The organism is Xanthomonas sp. NCPPB 3005, from assembly GCF_041228095.2.
Lineage (GTDB): Bacteria > Pseudomonadota > Gammaproteobacteria > Xanthomonadales > Xanthomonadaceae > Xanthomonas_A > Xanthomonas_A bonasiae.
Genome location: NZ_CP166096.2, coordinates 3,177,486 through 3,199,528, shown reverse-complemented (window position 1 = coordinate 3,199,528; position 22,043 = coordinate 3,177,486). Strand labels below are relative to the sequence as shown.

Below are 22,043 nucleotides of genomic sequence, written 5' to 3'. Positions count from 1 at the left end.
AAAGCCGGTTCGATGCAGCAAGGACAGGGAATAGGGATGTCAAACGGGAACTTCTTGGACGCTTCGATCAGCACCGGCATCGGTTCCGATGCGGGTACATCAACGGTCAACCCTGCGATCGGCAACGACTTCGATCGTCACGTCGCCTATTGGCGCGACGCGCTCGCCGGCGCACCGGCCATGCTCGAGTTGCCGACCGACCGTCCGCGTTCCGGGCGACGGGACCCTGCTACGGTCAGCGTCGCGGTCGCTATCGATCCCGAGTTGACCGTGCGCCTGGACGCGCTCGCCGCGCGTCACGACGCGACCGTGCAAACCGTCTTGCTGGCGGCGTGGGCGGCGACGCTGGCGCGCTTGTCGAGTCAGGACGATGTCGTGATCGGCGTGCCGACCGATGGCGATGCGCCGGCCGGTTCGATCGGCGATGTGCTGCCGCTGCGCATCGATCTGAGCGGGCAGCCGAGCGTTGCCGAACTGCTGGCCCGGGTCGACCGGCGTCTGCGCGATGCCTTCGCGCACGCAGTGCCAACCTTCGAAGGCATTGTCGCGTCGACCGCATCGCTGGCCGGCGCGCTGCCGGCGCCTGTGTTTCAGAGCGTGCTGGCCTTGCGCGACGCCGATGCGCCATCCCAGGCACAGTCGCCAGGCGTGGATCTGGCCTTGAATCTGCGCGGGACCGGCGAGGGCATCGCCGGCGAACTTTACTACGCGGTCGCCTTGTTCGACGCCGACAGCGTCGAACGCTACCTCGGCCACTGGCAGCGCTTGTTACGCGCGATGACCCTCGACGAGACGCGGGCGGTTTCGCGCCTGCCGATTCTTGGCGAGGAGGAGCGCCGCTTGGTTCTGGAGACCTGGAACGCGACGTCGATCGAATATCCGCACGACGCCTGCATGCACGAGTTGTTCGAAGCGCAGGTCGTGCGCTCGCCGGATGCGGTGGCGCTGGTCGCCGGCTCCAGTACGCTGAGCTATGCGCAACTCAACGAGCGCGCCAACCGCCTCGCGCATCATCTGCGCGCGCTTGGCCTTGGCCCGGACGAGCGGGTCGGCATCTGCGTGCAGCGCAACGCCGAGATGTTGGTCGCGCTGCTGGCCTCGCTGAAGTCCGGCGCCGCCTATGTGCCGCTGGATCCGGCCTATCCGGCCGATCGTCTGGGCTACATGCTCGACGACGCCATGCCGCGCGTGGTGCTCACCGATGCCGTTGGTGGTCCGGTGCTGGCGCAAGCGCTGGCCTTGGCGGAACAGGCGCAGTCGTTGGCCGTGCTCGACCTGCAGGCCGATGCGGCTGCGTGGGCGAACGCACCCGGCGAGAATCCGTCGGCGCAAGCGGTCGGCCTGCACTCACGTCATCTGGCCTATCTGATCTATACCTCCGGTTCGACCGGCCGGCCCAAGGGCGTGGCCATCGAACATCGCAACGGCGTCAACTTCATTTGCTGGGCCTTGCAGGAGTTCTCGCCCGACACGCTGCGCAACTGCCTGTTCTCGACCTCGATCAATTTCGATCTGTCGATCTACGAATACGGCGTGCCGCTGTCGTGCGGAGGCTGTGTGACCCTGGTCGACAACGCGCTGACCTTGTTGAACGCGGCCTTGCCGGTCACCCTGATCAACACCGTGCCTTCGGTGATGATGGAGCTGACGCGCGCCGAGGCGATTCCGCCGAGCGTGCGGGTGGTGAACGTCGCCGGCGAGCCCCTCAAGCGCGCGCTCGCCGAACGCATCATCGCGACCCCGCAGGTCGAGCAACTGTGCAATCTCTATGGCCCGTCCGAAACCACCACCTATTCGACGTGGACGCGGATGGATCGCAGTACCGGCTTCATCGCCGACGTCGGCCGTCCGGTCGGCAACACGCAGGTCTATATCCTCGATGAGGCCGGCACTCCCGCGCCGGTCGGCGTGGCCGGTGAGATCTTCATCGGCGGCCATGGCGTCGCCCGCGGCTATCTCGGCAAGCCGGAGCTGACCGCGGATCGCTTTCTCGATGATCCCTTCAGCGCCGAGCCCGGCGCGCGCATGTACAAGACCGGCGACCTCGGGCGCTGGTCGAACGACGGTACCATCACCTTGCTGGGTCGCAACGACTTCCAGGTGAAGATCCGCGGCTTCCGCATCGAGCTGGGCGAGATCGAAGCCAGGCTCGGCGAATGCGCGGGTGTACGCGAAGCGGTGGTGGTCGCACGCGACGACGACAACGGCGGCAAGCGTCTGGTCGCCTACTGCCTGGCCGACGAAGCGCTGGACATCGCGGCGATTCGCGAGCATGTCGCCAGCGCTCTGCCCGAATACATGATGCCGTCGGCATTCGTGCGTCTGGAAGCCTGGCCGCTGACCGCCAATGGCAAGCTCGACCGCAAGGCGTTGCCCGCGCCCGACGACGACGCGTATACGCGCCGTGCGTATGAGGCGCCGCAGGGCGAGATCGAGACGACGCTCGCCTCCATTTGGTCCGATTTGTTGCGGCTCGAAAAGATCGGACGCAACGACGATTTCTTCGAACTTGGCGGGCACTCGTTGCTCGCCGTACAGCTGGTATCGCGCGTACGCAAGGCGCTCGATGTCGAGCTGACGTTCCGCGATGTGTTCGAAGCCTCGGAACTGCGGGAGCTGGGCGAGCGCCTGCCGCGCATCGCCGTCTCGAGCCTGAGCCAGATCGTGCCGGTGGCGCGCCGGCCGTTGATGCAGATGCCGCAGATCGTGCGCGGCTTCTGGGTCATGACCCAGCTCGGTCAGGCGACCTCAGCGCATCACATCGGCGGCGCGTATCGCCTCGCTGGCGACCTCGATCGTCCGGCACTGGAGCGCAGCTGGCGCGCGATCATCGCGCGACATGAGATCCTGCGCATCCGTTTCGTTCAGGTCGATGGCGAGCCCATGCTGGGCGTCGACCAGACTGCGCCGTTCGATTTGCGCTTTCAGGATATCCGTGGCGCCGAAGATACGGCCGCTCGTTGCGACACGCTGTATTCGGAACTGTACGCGGAACCCTTCGATCTCGGTCACGACGTTCCGCTGCGCGCACAAGTCCTGCAACTGGACGAGCATGCATTCGAGCTGCAATGGGTGACCCATCACATCGTCTCCGATGGCTGGTCGATCGGTGTCATGCTCAAGGAACTGAGCGAGTTCTACGCCGCCGAGACCGGCCACGCTCAGGCAGCACTGCCAGCGCTGCCGGTGCAGTACCTTGATTACGCGTTCTGGAAGGGCGAGCATCTGCCGGCCGCGGAGCAGGATCGGCAGATCGGCTACTGGCGCGATGCGCTGGCGGGTGCGCCGCCGCTGCTCGAGTTGCCGGCCGATCGCCCGCGCCCGCCGCAGCAGGATTTCGCTGGTGCAGCGATCGATCTGCATCTGGGCGAAGCCTTGACCGCACGGCTGAAAGCCTTGAGTCGGCGCCACGGCGTCACCCTCTACATGACGATCCTGGCCAGCTGGGCGGCAGTGTTCTCGCGCCTGTCGGGTCAATCGGAGGTCGTGATCGGCAGCCCGATGGCCAGCCGCAGCCGTGAAGAGATCGAGCCGCTGATCGGCTTCTTCATCAATACCCTGGCGTTGCGGATCGATCTGGACGGCAATCCCTCCACCGGCGAACTGCTCACCCGCACGCGCCAGCGGCTGCTCGATGCGCAGGCGCACGGGGATGTGCTGTTCGACCGCGTGGTCGAAGCGCTCAAGCCGCCGCGCAACAGCGCCTACAACCAGATGTTCCAGGTGATGTTGGCCTGGCAGAGTCAGGACGAGGGCGAATTGGCCCTGCCAGGCATCGAAGTCCTGCGCGCGCCGAAGGCGATGAAGACCGCGCAGCTCGATCTGCTGGTGGATCTGCGCGAGAAGGACGGCTGCATCAGCGGCTTCCTGAATTACATGACCGCCTTGTTCGATCGCGAGACGATCGAGCGCTTCGTTGGCTACTGGCAGCGCTTGCTGACAGCGATGGCCGACGACGATGCGGCGCCGGTGTCGGCGCTGCCGTTGCTGGGCGAGGCCGAACGCGCGCAGGTGTTGCACCGCTGGAACGCGACGGCGCAGTCCTATCCGCGCGACACCTGCGTGGGCGAGCTGTTCGCCGCGCAGGCCGCGGCACAGCCGGACGCGGTGGCCTTGGTGTGGGGCGAGCAGCGGGTCAGCTACGACGCGTTGAATCGCCGTGCCAATCGACTTGCCCACTGGTTGGGGGCGCAGGGCATCGGCCGTGGCGCACGCGTCGCTCTGTCGCTGTCGCGCGGCGTACCGATGGTGGAGACGCTGCTCGGTGTATTGAAGGCGGGCGCGGCCTACGTGCCGATGGCGCCGGATCTGCCGGCGGCGCGGGTGGCATTCATGCTGGACGACGCGCAGCCGGCTCTGCTGATCGCGGACGCGAGTGCGCAGCTGCCAGACATGCCGGGTGTGCCGGTGGCGCGATTGGAGACATTGGCCGAGGCGCTGTCGGCGCACCCCGATCACGATCCGGCGCTCGCGCAGATGGATGCGACGCAGCTGGCGTACGTGATCTACACCTCCGGCACGACCGGGACGCCCAAGGGCGTGCAGGTCTCGCACCGCAACGTGGTGAACTTCTGCTGCTGGTGCCGCGATGCCGGATTGCTCGCAGCGGGCGTGCGCATGACCCAATTCGCGCCGTATACCTTCGACGCATCGGCGGGCGAGATCTTCGCCGGCCTGCTCGGCGGCGCCGAGCTGCACCTGCTGGACGAAGCGACGATCCAAAGCCCGCAGCGCCTGCAGGCGTATCTGCTGGAGCAGCGGATCGGCTTCGCGGCCTTGCCGCCGGCGTATCTGCAACAACTGGATCCGGCGCTGGCCCCGGCCGGCATGAAGCTGCTGACCGCCGGTTCGGCGCCGACGCCGGAGCTGGTGCGGCGTTGGGCGGGTCGCGGCGAATACGTCAACGGCTACGGCCCGACCGAGACGACGATCCTGTCGACCACGACGGCGCTGAGCGCCGACGAAGCGCGCATCAGCATCGGCCGTCCGATCGCCAATACCCGGGTGTACGTGCTGGACGCGCACCGTCAGCCGGTGCCGGTCGGTGTGACCGGGGAGTTGTGGATCGGCGGCGACGGCGTCACGCCGGGCTATTTGAACCGCGATGCGCTGACCGAGGAGCGCTACGTCGCCGATCCGTTCTGCAGTGAACCCGGTGCGCGCATGTACCGCACCGGCGACCTCGGCCGCTGGTCGTCCGACGGCAGTCTGGAGTTCGCGGGTCGCAACGACTTCCAGGTGAAGATCCGCGGCTTCCGCATCGAGCTGGGCGAGATCGAAGCCAGGCTGGTCGAATGCCCCGGCGTGGGCGAGGCGGTGGTGGTCGCGCGTGAGGAGGGCGGCGAGCCGCGGCTGGTGGCGTACTGCCTGAGCGATGGCGCCTCGGACGAGGCGTTGGACGCCGGTGCGTTGCGCGAGCGCCTGGCGAGCCAGTTGCCCGAGTACATGGTCCCGGCGGCGTTCGTGCAGATGCACGCGTGGCCGCTGACCGCGCACGGCAAGCTGGATCGCAAGGCGCTGCCCGCGCCGGACGACAGCGCCTATGCGCGGCGTGCGTACGAGGCGCCGCAGGGCGAGATCGAACACACCCTGGCGCAGTTGTGGAGCCAGTTGCTCAGGGTCGAACAGGTCGGCCGCCACGACGGCTTCTTCGAACTGGGAGGGCATTCGCTGCTCGCGGTACAGCTGAGTTCGCGCGTGCGCCAGACCCTGGGCGTGGAACTGCCGCTGCGGTGGGTGTTCGAAGCGCCGGTGCTGTCGCAACTGGCGCAGCGTCTGGCGACTGGCGAAACCGCGCAACTGACCGCGATCGCCGTGGCCGAGCGTCGCACCCACATGCCGCTGTCGTTGGCACAGCAACGCTTGTGGTTCCTGACCCAGCTCGACGGCGCCAGCGCCGCCTATCACACGGCGGGCGCATTGCGCTTGACCGGCCGCTTGGACGTGGCGGCGCTGGAGCGCTCCTTGCAACGCGTCGTCGCGCGCCATGAATCGCTGCGCACGCGCTTCGTGCTGGTCGACGGCCAGCCGATGCAACGGGTCGACGCAAGCGCAAGCGTGCGACTGCGCTTCGAAGACCTGCGCGGCGAACACAATCGCGAAGCCTTGCGCACCGCCCGAGGCGAAGCGCTGTACGCGGAACCGTTCGACCTGAGCGCCGATCCGCCGCTTCGGGTGATGCTCATGCAACTGGAGGACGAGGATTACGGATTGTACGTGGTGGTGCATCACATCGTCTCCGACGGTTGGTCGATCGGCGTCATGCTGGAAGAACTCAGTCGCCTGTATACCGCCGAGGTCGACGGTGCGGCCGATCCCTTGCCGCCGTTGCCGATCCAGTACATCGACTATGCGCAATGGCAACGGCAGTGGCTGGCCGACGGCCAGCTGGAGCGTCAGGTCACGTATTGGCGCGAAGCCCTCGCCGGCGCGCCGACCTTGCTGGAAGTGCCGACCGATCGCCCGCGTCCGCCGTATCAGAGCTTCGCCGGCAGCGCGCTGGACGTCGTACTCGATGCGACCCTGACTGCGCAGCTCAAAGCGCTGAGCCAACGCCACGGCGTCACGCTCTACATGACCCTGCTGGCGAGCTGGGCGGCGCTGCTGGGCCGTCTGTCCGGCCAAGACGAAGTGGTGATCGGCAGCCCGATGGCCGGCCGCAACCGGGCCGAGATCGAGCCGCTGGTCGGCTTCTTCGTCAATACCCTCGCGCTGCGTATCGAACTGGGCGGCGAGCCCACGGTGGCGGAACTGCTGACCCGCACACGCCGTCGCGTACTCGACGCGCAATCGCATCAGGACCTGCCGTTCGACCACGTGGTGGAAGTGACCAAGCCGGTGCGCAGCACCGCGCACACGCCGATCTTCCAGGTGATGCTGGCATGGCAGAACCAGAACGAAGCGCGGCTGTCGATGCCTGGCGTGGCCACCGAGAGCCTGGAACAGGAAGCGAGCAACGCCCAGTTCGAATTGATCCTGAACTTGCGCGAGCAGGGCGAGGAGATCGTCGGCGCGCTGAGCTACATGACGTCCTTGTTTGACGAAACGACAGTCGCACGTTACTTCGGCTATTGGCGGCGTCTGCTGGCCGGCATGACCCAGGACGACACCGCGGCGATGGCGCGCCTGCCGTTGCTCGGCGCCGCCGAACGCCACCGCTTGCTGAATGAGTGGAACGCGACCGAGCGCAGCTATCCAGACACCACCGTGCATGCGCTGTTCGAGGCGCAGGCGCAACGCAGCCCAGATGCGATCGCGCTGAGTTACGAGGACGGCGCCGGAGGCAATGCGCTGAGCTACGCCGAATTGAACCGCCGCGCCAACCGCCTTGCCCATCATCTGATCGCGATGGGCGTGGCCGCGGAGGATCGTATCGCGATCTGCATGGAACGCAGCCTGGACATGGTGGTCGGCCTGCTGGCGATCCTCAAATCCGGCGCGGCCTATGTGCCGATCGATCCTTCGTATCCGCACCATCGTCTGCGCCACATGCTGGACGATTGCGCGCCGAAAGCGGCACTCAGTCATGGTCAGTTGACGCAGACGATCGCTGCGCTGGCCGCAGCGTCCGAAGCGCCGTTCCCCGTGCTCGACCTCGATCGGCTGTCGACGCAGTCGCATAGCGATGCGAATCCGTCTGTCGCGGTGAGCGGGTCGCACCTGGCCTACATGATCTATACCTCTGGTTCGACCGGCCTGCCCAAGGGGGCGATGAACGAACATCGCGGCGTGGTCAATCGTTTGCTGTGGGCGCAGGATCAGTTCGGGCTCGACGCAAGCGATCGCGTTCTGCAGAAGACCACCTTCGGCTTCGACGTGTCGGTATGGGAGTTCTTCCTGCCGTTGCTGGCTGGCGCGCGCGTGACCCTGGCCCGTCCCGGCGGCCATCAGGACCCGGCGTACCTGGTCGAGATGATCGAGCACTGCGGCATTACCGTGATGCACTTCGTGCCCTCGATGCTGCAGGCCTTCCTGACGCAGAGCGATCTGGCGCGCTGCGGTTCGCTGCGTCACGTCAAATGCAGCGGTGAAGCCTTGCCCTATGCCTTGCAGCAACGCTTCCGTGCCGCATTGCCGCACGCGCAGTTGCACAATCTGTACGGGCCGACCGAGGCCGCCGTCGACGTCACCTACTGGCGGTGTGTCGATGACGCGCATGCCGGCACCGTGCCGATCGGAAAGCCGGTCGCCAACACCTCCGTCTATCTGCTCGACGCGCATGGCGAGCCGGTTCCGGTCGGCGTCGCCGGCGAATTGCACATCGGCGGTGTGCAAGTCGGCCGCGGCTATCGCAACCGCGCGGAGCTCACCGCAGAACGTTTCATCGCCGATCCCTACTCGCGTGATCCACGGGCACGCCTGTACCGCAGTGGCGACTTGGCGCGTTGGTTACCCGACGGCAACGTCGAGTATCTCGGACGCAACGACTTCCAGGTGAAGATTCGCGGCTTCCGTATCGAACTCGGCGAGATCGAAGCCAAGCTCGCCGAATGCGAGCACGTGCGCGAGGCGGTGGTGCTGGCCCGCGAGGACGTGCCGGGCGAGAAGCGGTTGGTCGCCTACCTGACCATGTCGGTCGAGTCTTCCACGGCCGTCGCCGACCTGCGCGCTCAGCTGTTGGTGCAGCTGCCCGACTACATGGTCCCCAGCGCGTTCGTCATTCTGCCGTCGCTACCGCTCACGCCGAACGGCAAGCTGGATCGCAAGGCCTTGCCAGCGCCGGACGGCGCGGCCTATGCGCGCCGCGGCCATGCGGCGCCGCAAGGACATGTGGAAGCCGCTCTCGCGAAGATCTGGATCGAACTGCTGAAGCTCGACCGGGTCGGCCGCTTCGACGACTTCTTCGAACTCGGCGGACATTCGCTACTCGCGGTGCAGCTGGCGACGCGCGTGCGCGATGCGCTCGATGTCGAGCTGAACCTGCGTGACGTGTTCGAAGCCTCCGAACTCGCACGCCTGGCCGAACGCGTATCGCTCGCGACCTCGTCGGTGACGACGGCGATCGAGATCGTGCAGCGCCAGCCATACATGCCTCTGTCGCCGGCACAGCAACGTCTGTGGTTCCTGACCCAAGTCGACGGCGCAAGCGCCGCTTATCACTCGGCCGGCGCTCTTCGCCTCACCGGTCCATTGGATCGCGGCGCGCTGGCGCGGGCGCTGCGGCACATCGTCGAGCGACATGAGATCCTGGGGGCACGCTTCGTGCTGGTAGAAGGCGAGCCGATGCAGCAGTTCGTCGGCGCAGATGCGTTCGATCTGCGCTTGGAAGACGTGCGGGCCACGCAAGATCCTGAGGGCGCCAGCCAAGCGCTCGGCACCGCCTTCCTCGCGCAACCCTTCGATCTGGGTGTGGCACTGCCGATCCGCATGCAATTGGTGCAGATCGCGCACGACGTCCATGCCTTGCACGCGGTGCTGCACCACATCGTCTCCGACGGTTGGTCGATCGGTGTGTTGCTCGACGAACTCGGCGCGTTCTATGCCTTGGAAGTCGGAGCCGCGGCGCAATCGCCGGCGCCGTTGCCCGTGCAGTACATCGATTACGCCCAATGGCAATGGCAATGGCTGGCCGGCGGTCCGGCCGAGCGGCAGGCGAAGTACTGGCGCGAAACCCTGGCCGGTGCGCCGACCCTGCTCGAGCTGCCGACCGATCGTGCACGCGCGCCGCATCAGGATTTCGCCGGCGCGGCCATCGGCCTGCATCTGGACGAAACGCTTTACATGGGTCTGAAGAAGCTGAGCCAGCGTTACGGCACGACCCTGTACATGACCCTGCTCGCGAGTTGGGCGGCGGTGTTGAGTCGCTTGTCGGGGCAGGACGAGGTCGTGATCGGCAGCCCGGTCGCAGGCCGCGCTCGCACCGAGATCGAACCGTTGATCGGCTTCTTCGTCAACACGCTGCCGCTGCGCATCGACTTGAGCGGCGAGCCGACCGTGGCCGAGCTGTTGTCGCGCACGCGAGCCCAGGTGCTCGACGCACAGGCGCACCAGGATCTGCCATTCGATCGGATCGTCGAAGCGGTGAAGCCGCCGCGCAGCACCGCGCATTCGCCGGTCTTCCAGGTGATGCTGGCTTGGCAGAGCCAGGCCGAGGGCCGCTTGCATCTGGCCGGCATCGACGTCGCCGAGCAGGCACTGGCGACGACGACCGCGCCGTTCGAGCTGATTCTCGATCTGCGCGATACCGGCAGCGCTATCGAGGGCGCGCTCGGCTATATGACCTCGTTGTTCGATGCGGAAACGGTATCGCGCTACGCCGAATACTGGCAGCGCTTGCTGCACGCCATGGTCGCCGACGGCGAGGCCTTCGTCGCGTGCTTGCCCTTGTTGGGCGCCGCCGAGAGCGCTCGGATGCTGTCGGAATGGAACGCGACGGCATTGGCGTACCCGCGTGAGGCTTGCCTGCACGACCTGTTTGAAGCGCAGGCGCAACGCACGCCTGACGCGATTGCCTTGGTGGCGGGCGAGGAGCGGCTCAGTTACGACGAGCTGAATCGCCGCGCGAATCGTTTGAGCCGGCATTTGCGCAGCCTGGGCGTCGCCCCCGACGATCGGGTTGGTCTGTGCCTGGAACGCAAGGCCGGGATGATGGTGGCGTTGCTGGCGACGTTGAAGTCGGGCGGGGCGTATGTGCCCTTGGATCCGGCGTATCCGCCGGATCGCCTGACGCAGATCCTCGACGATGCGACGCCGCGCGTGGTGCTTGCCGATGCGGTGGGCCTGCCGGTGTTGGCACAGGCCTTGGACCGCGCCGAAAACACATCCTCGCCGGTGATCGTGGATATCGAAGCCGATGCCGCACAGTGGGCAAACGCCTCCGATGAGAACGTCGCGGCCGCTGGTTTGCGCTCGTCGAATCTCGCTTATCTGATCTACACTTCCGGCTCGACCGGACGGCCCAAGGGCGTGGCGATCGAGCATCGCAACGCGGTGAACTTCCTCAGCTGGGCCACGGGGGCGTTCAGCGCGCACGACCTGAGCAACTGCCTGTTCTCGACCTCGATCAATTTCGATCTGTCGTTGTTCGAGTACGGTGCACCGCTGTCTGTCGGCGGCACGGTGACCTTGGTCGCGAATGCGCTGACATTGTTGGACACCGCGCACCCGGTGACGCTGATCAATACCGTCCCCTCGGCAATGGCCGAGTTGACCCGTGCGCAGGCCATTCCGCCCAGCGTGCGCGTGGTCAATGTGGCGGGCGAGGCGCTCAAGCGTTCGCTGGCGGAACGCATCCTGGCCAGCGCCAACGTCGAACGTCTGTGCAATCTGTACGGGCCGTCGGAGACGACGACCTATTCGACCTGGACCACGATGACGCGCGACAGCGGCTTTGTCGGCGATATCGGCGGCCCGGTCGGCAACACGCAGGTCTATGTGCTGGACACGGCCGGTGCGCCGGTGCCGATCGGCGTAGCCGGCGAGATCTGGATCGCCGGTGCGGGCGTGGCGCGCGGTTACCTCGGCCAACCCGAGCTGACGGCCGAGCGCTTCGTCCGCGATCCGTTCGCGGCCGATCCCGCCGCGCGGATGTATTGCACCGGCGATCTGGGCCGTTGGTCGGATGACGGCAAGGTCACCCTGCTGGGCCGCAACGACTTCCAGGTGAAGATCCGCGGCTTCCGCATCGAGCTGGGCGAGGTCGAATCCAAGCTGGTCGAAAGCCTGGGGGTTCGCGAAGCGGTCGTGCTGGCGCGCGAGGATGCGGCTGGCGAGAAGCGTCTGGTCGCGTACTGCCTGGCCGACGAAACGCTGGACATCGCCTCGGTGCGCGAGCATCTGGCCAAGCGCTTGCCGGAGTACATGCTGCCGTCGGCGTTCGTGCGATTGCCTGCGTGGCCGCTGACGCCGAACGGCAAGCTCGATCGCAAGGCATTGCCGGCGCCGGACGACTCTGCATATGCGCGACGCGCTTTCGAGGCGCCGCAAAGCGAGACCGAGCGAGGCCTGGCGGTGATCTGGGCCGAGTTGCTGGCGGTCGAGGCGATCAGCCGCTTCGACGATTTCTTCGAACTCGGCGGACATTCGCTGTTGGCCGTGCAATTGGCGTCGCGGGTGCGCAAGACGTTCGATGTCGACTTGTCGATGCGCGAGCTGTTCGAGTTGCTGACCCTGTCGCGGCTGGCCGCGCACGTCGCGGCGGGGCAGCGCTCGGATCAATCGGCAATTCTGCCGGCGGCACGGCAGGCGTTCATGCCCTTGTCGCAGGCACAACGGCGTCTGTGGTTTCTGAGCCAGATCGACGGCGCGAGCGCCGCCTATCACTTGTCGGGCGCGCAGCGTCTGCGTGGCGCGCTGGATCTGGCCGCGCTGTCGCACGCGCTCGATCAGGTTGTGGCGCGGCATGACGTGCTGCGGACGCGATTCGTGTTGGTCGACGGGCAGCCGATGCAGCAGGTGGCGGCGCACGCTGCGGCCGATCTGCGCGTGCGTGATCTGCGCGGTCACGACGATGTCGAAGCGGCGAATTCGACACTCAACGAGGCCTTGTTCGCGCAGGCCTTCGATCTGGAGCACGATCCGCTGCTGCGCGTGCAGGTGGCGCAGCTGGGCGAGAACGATTTTGGATTGGCGGTGGTGATGCACCACATCATCTCCGACGGCTGGTCGATCGGCGTGATGCTGGAAGAGCTGAGTCGCCTCTATGCCGCGAAACTGCAAGGCGATCGCGATCCGCTGCCGCCGTTGCCGGTGCAATACGTCGACTACGCGCAATGGCAGCGGCAATGGCTGGCGGACGGCCAGTCACAACGCCAGATCGCGTATTGGCGTGAGGCATTGAGCGGCGCGCCCGCTTTGCTGGAACTGCCGACCGACCGTCCGCGTCCGTCGCATCAGGATTTCTCTGGAGCCGCGCTCGAGCTCAGTCTGGATGCGGATCTGACCGCGCGGCTGAGAGCGCTGAGCCACCGCCACGGTGCGACCTTGTACATGACCCTGCTTGCGAGTTGGGCGGCAGTGCTCGGCCGTCTATCCGGTCAGGACGAGGTGGTGATCGGCAGCCCGGTCGCAGGACGCAACCGCGTGGAAATCGAGCCGCTGATCGGTTTCTTCGTCAACACGCTGGCGTTGCGCATCGATCTGGCCGGCACGCCGACGGTCGCCGGGTTGCTGGCGCGCACACGCGGTTGCGTGCTCGAGGCACAGTCGCATCAGGATCTGCCATTCGATCAAGTGGTCGAAGCGGTCAAGCCGCCGCGCAATCCATCGCATACACCGGTGTTCCAAACGCTGCTGGCTTGGCAGACACAGGACGAAGGCCAGTTGTCGTTGCCCGGCATCGAAGCGACGGCCGTTGCCACGGTGCTGCGCACGGCGCAGTTCGATCTGACCCTTGGCTTGCGCGAAACCGTGCAGGGTATCGAGGGCGGCCTGAACTACGCGACCGCGCTGTTCGATCGAGCAACCGTGGCGCGTTACGCGGACTACTGGCAGCGCTTGCTGACAGCGATGGCCGACGACGATGCGGCGCCCGTGTCGGCGCTGCCGTTGCTGGGCGAGGCCGAGCGCGCGCAGGTGTTGCACCGCTGGAACGCGACGGCGCAGTCCTATCCGCGCGACACCTGCGTGGGCGAGCTGTTCGCCGCGCAGGCCGCGGCACAGCCGGACGCGGTGGCCTTGGTGTGGGGCGAGCAGCGGGTCAGCTACGACGCGTTGAATCGCCGTGCCAATCGACTTGCCCACTGGTTGGGGGCGCAGGGCATCGGCCGTGGCGCACGCGTCGCTCTGTCGCTATCGCGCGGCGTGCCGATGGTGGAGACGCTGCTCGGTGTATTGAAGGCGGGCGCGGCCTACGTGCCGATGGCACCGGATCTGCCGGCAGCGCGGGTGGCATTCATGCTGGACGACGCGCAGCCGGCTCTGCTGATCGCGGACGCGAGTGCGCAGCTGCCAGACATGCCGGGTGTGCCGGTGGCGCGATTGGAGACATTGGCCGAGGCGCTGTCGGCGCACCCCGATCACGATCCGGCGCTCGCGCAGATGGATGCGACGCAGCTGGCGTACGTGATCTACACCTCCGGCACGACCGGGACGCCCAAGGGCGTGCAGGTCTCGCACCGCAACGTGGTGAACTTCTGCTGCTGGTGCCGCGATGCCGGATTGCTCGCAGCGGGCGTGCGCATGACCCAATTCGCGCCGTATACCTTCGACGCATCGGCGGGCGAGATCTTCGCCGGCCTGCTCGGCGGCGCCGAGCTGCACCTGCTGGACGAAGCGACGATCCAAAGTCCGCAGCGCCTGCAGGCGTATCTGCTGGAGCAGCGGATCGGCTTCGCGGCCTTGCCGCCGGCGTATCTGCAACAACTGGATCCGGCGCTGGCCCCGGCCGGCATGAAGCTGCTGACCGCCGGTTCGGCGCCGACGCCAGAGTTGGTGCGGCGTTGGGCGGGTCGCGGCGAATACGTCAACGGCTACGGCCCGACCGAGACGACGATCCTGTCGACCACGACGGCGCTGAGCGCCGACGAAGCGCGCATCAGCATCGGCCGTCCGATCGCCAATACCCGGGTGTACGTGCTGGACGCGCACCGTCAGCCGGTGCCGGTCGGTGTGACCGGGGAGTTGTGGATCGGCGGCGACGGCGTCACGCCGGGCTATTTGAACCGCGACGCGCTGACCGAGGAGCGCTACGTCGCCGATCCGTTCTGCAGTGAACCCGGTGGGCGCATGTACCGCACCGGCGACCTCGGCCGCTGGTCGTCCGACGGCAGTCTGGAGTTCGCGGGTCGCAACGACTTCCAGGTGAAGATCCGCGGCTTCCGCATCGAGCTGGGCGAGATCGAAGCCAGGCTGGTCGAATGCCCCGGCGTGGGCGAGGCGGTGGTGGTCGCGCGTGAGGAGGGCGGCGAGCCGCGGCTGGTGGCGTACTGCCTGGGCGACGGTACCTCGGACGAGGGGGTGGACGCTGGTGCGTTGCGCGAGCGCCTGGCGAGCCAGTTGCCCGAGTACATGGTCCCGGCGGCGTTCGTGCAGATGCACGCGTGGCCGCTGACCGCGCACGGCAAGCTCGATCGCAAGGCGCTGCCCGCGCCGGACGACAGTGCCTATGCGCGGCGTGCGTACGAGGCGCCGCAGGGCGAGATCGAACACACCCTGGCGCAATTGTGGAGCCAGTTGCTCCGGGTCGAACAGGTCGGCCGCCACGACGGCTTCTTCGAACTGGGAGGGCATTCGCTGCTCGCGGTACAGCTGAGTTCGCGCGTGCGCCAGACCCTGGGCGTGGAACTGCCGCTGCGGTGGGTGTTCGAAGCGCCGGTGCTGTCGCAACTGGCGCAGCGCCTGGCGACTGGCGAAGCCGCGCAACTGACCGCGATCGCCGTGGCCGAGCGTCGCACCCACATGCCGCTGTCGTTGGCACAGCAACGCTTGTGGTTCCTGACCCAGATCGATGGCGCCAGCGCCGCCTATCACTCGGCCGGAGCCTTGCGTCTGAGCGGCCGCTTGAATGTGGACGCACTGGAGCGCTCCTTGCGACGGATCGTCGCGCGCCATGAATCGTTGCGCACACGCTTCGTGCTGGTCGATGGCCAGCCGATGCAGAAGATCGATGCAGAGGCGACGCTGCAGCTGCGCTTCGAAGATCTGCGTGGCGAACAAAACCGCGAGGCGTTGCGCGCGGCCCGAGGCGAAGCGATCTACGCAGAAGCCTTCGACCTGCGCACCGATCTGCCCCTGCGGGTGCTGCTGGTGCAGCTGGAAGACGAGGACTACGCGCTGTACGTAGTGATGCATCACATCGTCTCCGACGGTTGGTCGATCGGCGTGATGCTCAGTGAACTCGGCCGGCTGTATACCGCCGAGGTCGAAGGTGCGGCCGATCCCTTGCCGCCGCTGCCGATCCAGTACATCGACTATGCGCAATGGCAACGACAGTGGCTGGCCGACGGTCAACTCGAGCGGCAGACCGCGTATTGGCGCGAAGCCCTCGCTGGCGCGCCGACCTTGCTGGAAATGCCGACCGATCGCCCGCGTCCGGCGCATCAGAATTTCGCCGGCGCCGCACTCGCAATCGATCTGGATGCGGGGCTCACCGCGAGCCTGAAAGCGCTGAGCCAACGCCACGGCGTCACGCTCTACATGACCCTGCTGGCGAGCTGGGCGGCGCTGCTGGGCCGCCTGTCCGGCCAAGACGAGGTGGTGATCGGCAGCCCGATGGCCGGCCGCAACCGGGCCGAGATCGAGCCGTTGATCGGTTTCTTCGTCAACACGCTCGCCCTGCGGATCGACCTGGGCGATGAACCGACGGTAGCCGAGTTGCTGGCGCGTACGCGCCGACAAGTCCTCGATGCGCAGTCGCACCAAGACCTGCCGTTCGATCACGTGGTCGAAGTGACCAAGCCGGTGCGCAGCACCGCGCACACGCCGATCTTCCAGGTGATGCTGGCGTGGCAGAACCAGGACGAAGCGCGCTTGTCGATGCCTGGAATTGCGACAGAGGGATTGGCCCAGGAAACCAGCAAGGCCCGGTTCGATCTGGCCCTGGACCTGGGCGAACGTGATGGCTCCATCGTCGGTGCGCTGACCTATATGACGGCGCTGTTCGATGAAGCGACCGCGGCCCGCTACGCCGGCTACTGGCAGCGTCTGCTGGCGGGAATGGCGCAGGACGAGTCCATGGCCGTGGCGCGTCTGCCGCTGCTCGACGAAGCCGAGCGCATGCGCATGCTGCACGAGTGGAACGCGGCCCGCGAAACGCATCCGGAGTCGACCGTGCACGCGCTGTTCGAAGCGCAGGCACGGCGCACGCCCGATGCGCCGGCGCTGATCTGCGAAGACGACACGCTCAGCTATGCGCAACTGAACCGTCGTGCCAACCAGGTGGCGCATCGCTTGGTCGCCCTGGGCGTACAGCCCGACGATCGGGTGGCGATCTGCACCGAGCGCAGCCTGTCGATGATCGTGGGTCTGCTCGGCATTCTCAAAGCCGGCGCGGCCTACGTGCCGTTGGATCCCAGCTATCCGGCAGATCGTCTGGCCTACATGCTCGAAGACAGCCGGCCCACGGCATTGCTGACGCAAGCACAGGTGCACGCCCGCTTGCCATTGCTGCAGGCTGCGCAAGCGCCGGTACTGGTGCTGGACGACGGTAGCCTGGATGCGGCGGACGCGCACGATCCGAGCATCGCGGGTCTTACTTCGCGCCACTTGGCCTACGTGATCTACACCTCCGGCTCGACCGGTCAGCCCAAGGGGGTGATGGTCGAACATCGCTCGCCGGTCAATTTCTGGCGGGCGATGCGTCAGACCACCCATCGCGAGCTGGCGCCGAATTCGCGCGTTGCCTTGAACGCGGCATTCTCTTTCGACATGTCGCTGAAGGGCATTCTGCAGTTGCTGTCAGGCCACTGCGTGGTGCTGGTGCCGCAGGCGATCCGCGCCAACGGTCCGGCCTTGTTGGCCTTCTTCGATCGCTACCGGATCGAGGCGATGGACAGTACGCCGTCGCAATTGGAGGTGCTGCTGTCTGCGGGCCTGCTCGAATCCACTGGGCATCGTCCTACCAGCATCTATCTGGGCGGCGAGCCGGTGGGCCGCCGCATGTGGGAGCGCCTGAAGGCCTCGCCGAAGATTCACTTCCACAATATGTACGGCCCGACCGAATGCACGGTCGATGCGACCATCGGCAGCATCCGCGAGTCGCTGGGTGGCCCTGTGATTGGCAAGCCGATCCTCAACACGCCGGTGTATGTGCTCGACGCCTATGGCGAGCCGTCGCCGGTCGGCGTGCCCGGGGAGATGTTCCTCGGCGGCGTGCAGGTCGCGCGCGGCTATCTGGGGCTTGCGGAGCTGACCGGCGAGCGCTTCCTGCGTGATCCGTTCGCGATGCAGGCCGGTGCGCGCATGTACAAGACCGGCGATCTCGCTCGCTGGACCGCGAACGGCGAACTCGAATATCTGGGCCGCAACGACTTCCAGGTGAAGATCCGCGGCTTCCGCATCGAGTTGGGCGAGATCGAGGCCAAGCTGGCCGCATGCACCGGTGTGCACGAAGCGGCGGTCGTGGCGCGCGAGGATGTGTCGGGCGAGAAGCGGCTGGTCGCCTACGTGACGCTGCGCTCCGGGGCGACCTCGGCGATCGCCGACTTGCGCACGCAGTTGCTGTCACAATTGCCGGATTACATGGTCCCGGCGGCATTCGTGGTGTTGCCGTCGCTACCGCTCACCCCAAACGGCAAGCTCGATCGCAAGGCCTTGCCGGCGCCGGACGATGCCGCTTACGCGCGGCGCGAATACGAAGCGCCACAAGGGCGTGTGGAAACCGCGCTGGCGACGATCTGGGCCGACTTGCTGCACGTCGACCGGGTCGGCCGTTCCGACGATTTCTTCGAACTCGGCGGTCACTCGCTGATGGTGTTGGTGGTGATCGACAGGCTCGCGGCCCTGGGCATCGAGTTGAAGATTCCCGACATCTACCGGCTCGGCACGGTGCAGGCCATCGCGGCCGCGATCGAGGCCGATAGCGATGCGGCCGCCGCCGACCTCACGATGGAAGCGTGGCTGGATCGTCGCGGCTGGAGTTACCGTGCCGAAACCGTCGAAGGGCGTCGGATCCTGCGCCTGTCGCCGGCCACGCCGGCCGACATTATGGCGTTGAAGAAGTTCAGCGCTTCGCTGAGCGGCGCAGCGAATCCGAGCCGTATCGTCATCGGCGAGGAAACGCCCGCGGCCAGCAACGCACGCTTCGATCAACGCGCGTTCCTCGCCGACCTGGACGCCTCGCTTGCGCAAAGCGAACGCGCCATCCGCGCGGCGGGCGTCGCCGAACGGTATGCCTTCAGCGAAGTGCAGAAGTCCGGCATCGAATGGCACGATCGCGTCTCCCAGCACGTCGTGCCGGTGAACGGCTTGTGGTCGGCGGATGAGTTGCGCGCTGCGTTCGCCGTGCTGGTGCGCAGTCAGGACATGCTGCGTGCGGCCGCCGATCTCGACGCGTTGAGCTGGGACGTGCTGGAACCGGCGGCGTTCCGTGCCGACGACGTGCCGTGGCTCGACCTGCGCCAGCTCTCGTCCAGCGACGCCGATGCTGCCTGGCCGGAGATCGTCGCCGCGCTGCATCGGGCGCAGTCGACGTCACGCCTATGCCATGCCGCCGTGCTGCTGTCGCACAGCGATACCGAACATCGCTTGCTGATGGTGAACGATCACCTGATCAGCGACGGCCGCTCCTTTGAAGCCGTCGCCGACGGACTGCGTCGGGTCCTGATCGGGGACGGCGAACCGACCCGGGGCTGCTATCGCGAGTTCGTCGCGGCGTGCGCGCAGCAACACGATCCGTCCTTGCTCGAGCGGCTGGCGCTCGCGCTGGACAACACGGGCATGGCGCAGGCGACGCGGGCCACCGCCGATGCACTCGCGGCGAATGCGGATCAGCCCACACGCATGTTGGTGATCGAAATGCCGGCGGCATCCTCCGACGGCGCGGCCAAGCAAGCCTTCGATCTGTTCCGCACGCTGGTCGCAACGGTCACCGGGCTGGACCGCTTCGCGATGGCGATGACCCATCACGGAAGACAACTGGCGAACCGCGGGTTCGCCGGTCAGTTCGGCCTGTTCCTCGACAAGATTCCGGTCGCCGTCGGCCCGGAGAGCGCGCTCGAGGATGCGATCGAACGCGCCAACCTGCTGCATCGCCAAGGCGTTCGCTTCCTCGACTGGTATCGCTCCGGCGACGCCCGCGTCGCGGGAACGCTGGCCTCGGCACAGAGCGAAGTCGCCTTCAATTTCCAACGTGTCGCCGGCCATGGACTGGACCACTCGCATGTCGACTTCCAGGCGCTGCACGCCAAGATCGAAGCCGTGCAGGGCGTCGTGTTCGACGCCTACGCCGGCAGCGAAAGACTCGACGCCATATTGGTATTCAAAGGAAGCAATGCGATGGTCGAAGAAGTGAACGCCTTGATCGCGTCGGCGGGAGGGATGCTCCGCACCGCAGACGCCAGCGCCGGCGCCGATCCGGTACCTGCGCCTGTACTGGCGGCGGCACCGATCCTTGCGGTGGTGGCGCCGTCGGTCGCAGTCGCGGAACCTGCCATCGTGGTGCAGGACGTGTACAAGCGCTATGGCGATGTCGAGGTGGTCAAGGGCCTTACCTTCAGCGTGCCAAAGGGGACTTGCTTCGGCATCCTCGGCCCCAACGGCGCCGGCAAGACCTCGCTTCTGGGCATGATCGAAGGCATCGTTCCGATCACCTCCGGCCGTATCACCATGCTCGGCATGGACGTTGGCACGCAGATCCGCAAGATCCAGCCGCGGCTCGGCGTGCAGTTGCAGAGCAGCAACTACTTCCAGTTCCTCACCGTCGAGGAATTGCTGACCTTCTACTCGCAGTACCGCGCCGCGGCGAGCGGCAAGCGCAGGCTCGACACGACCGCACGCTTGCTCGATCGCCTGGATCTGGCCGACAAGATGAAGTTCAAGGTCGACGACCTGTCCGGCGGGCAGAAGCAGCGCCTGTCGATCGCGATCGCCTTGCTCGGCGATCCGGACATCCTGTTCCTCGACGAACCCAGCGCCGCCCTCGATCCGCATAGCCGTCGCCATCTGTGGGAGTTCATCGAAGAACTCAAGCAGGAGCGCACCCGCACCATTGTGCTGACCACGCACTACATGGAAGAGGCCGAGCGTCTGTGCGACGAGATCATGATCATGAATCAGGGGAAGATCGTCGATCGCGGCGATCCGAAGTCCCTGGTGGCGCAGTTGAACGCGACCCAGCAGGTCGTGGTCAAGCTCGGCATCGGCGCGCCCGGTGAAGGGATCGCCGTGGAAATGGCGCCGAAGTTCGTCGCGACCTGGGATGCCTTCACCGACTCGCTGCGCATCCCCACCGACGACGTGACCGGCGCGATCCGCCAGATCCTCTCCATCACCGAAGCGCGCGGCGTCGCGGTGGCCGGCATACAGGTCGACCGTTTGAATCTGGAAGACGTGTTCTTGAACAAGACAGGGAAGGAACTGAAGTCATGAGAACGGTTTGGGTGTTCTTCAAATTGCGCATGCGCCAGCTGCGCTACGACAAGGTGGCGCTGGTGTTCTGCTATATCTTCCCGGTGGTGCTGCTGCTCGGTATCGGCTATCCCTTGGAGTTGTCCGGCAATCACAAGATCAAGGTCTCCTACCTGGAAACCGAGATCGCGCCGGCCGGAAAGTCCTTGGTCGACGCGCTCGGCAAGCAGGACCTCGTCCACGTCGTGCCCTTCGTGGGCGAGCGCGGGCAGGCCGAGAGCGCGCTCAAGAACAACGAGATCCAGCACCTGCTGAGCGTGTCCGGCTCCTCGGAAGGCGGGCCGGCGAACGTGACGATCGAAAGCAACTCGCTGGAAGAGAACCGAATCTCGGCGATCGCGCTGGCGTCGATCCTGAAGGCGAACGCCTCCGCCTCGCCGGCAGCCAACCTGCGCCTGCAGAACGTGCAAGTAAGCCGGCGCTCTTCCTATCTGGCCACCTTGTTGCCGGGCCTGATCGGGATGACGATGCTGGTGATCGGCTTGAGCGGTTTCGGGTCGGTGCTGATCGGCGAGGAAAGCGCAGGGCTGTTCAAGAATCTGAAAGCCATCGACGTTTCGCCGACGCCGTTCTTCGCCGGACTGTTTCTCTCGCGCGTATTGGTCGCCTACAGCGTGGTCGCCGGCATGCTCGCCGTCTCGGTGCTCGGGCTCGGCGTGTCGGCCGACATCAACTATCCGTTGCTGTTGCTGGCGGTGACCATGGGCGCGACGACCTACCTCGGCATCGGCCTGATCGTCTTCCTGTTCAGCCGCTCGGTAATGGCGTTCAGCGGCATCGTCAGCTTCATCCAGGTGCCGATGCTGCTGCTCGGAGGCGCGTTCTTCTCGATCAAGCTGTTCCCATCCTGGTTGCAGCCGATCGCCGAGCATTCGCCGTTGGCACCATTCACCTCGATCCTGCGCGAGCTGATGTTCGGTGGCGTCGGTTTGCGCGACGTCTCGCAGCTGTATCCGTCGCTGATCACCATGTCGATCTGGATGGTGGTGATTCTGTTGCTGGCGCGCTGGAGATTCCGATGGTGAGCGCTGCGCCTGTGT

General features: G+C 66.3%; 2 protein-coding genes. Both read left to right on the top strand.

Annotation, left to right across the window (positions count from 1 at the left end):
* Window positions 1-12 precede the first annotated feature (12 nt).
* A complete protein-coding gene (locus AB8810_RS13930) occupies window positions 13-20,964 on the top strand; it encodes a non-ribosomal peptide synthase/polyketide synthase (protein ID WP_369916673.1) in 20,952 nt (6,983 codons plus the stop codon).
* Entirely contained in the window at window positions 20,961-22,028 is a 1,068-nt protein-coding gene (locus AB8810_RS13925; protein ID WP_191826946.1) for an ABC transporter permease, read from the top strand. Before AB8810_RS13930 ends, AB8810_RS13925 begins: the two co-directional genes overlap by 4 nt.
* The last annotated feature ends 15 nt before the right edge of the window (window positions 22,029-22,043 follow it).

What these genes read in the sequence shown, in the direction of transcription:
- AB8810_RS13930 (WP_369916673.1), top strand. Translation starts at nt 13, where the DNA reads ATGCAGCAAGGACAGGGAATAGGGATGTCAAACGGGAACTTCTTGGAC.
- AB8810_RS13925 (WP_191826946.1), top strand. Translation starts at nt 20,961, where the DNA reads ATGAGAACGGTTTGGGTGTTCTTCAAATTGCGCATGCGCCAGCTGCGC.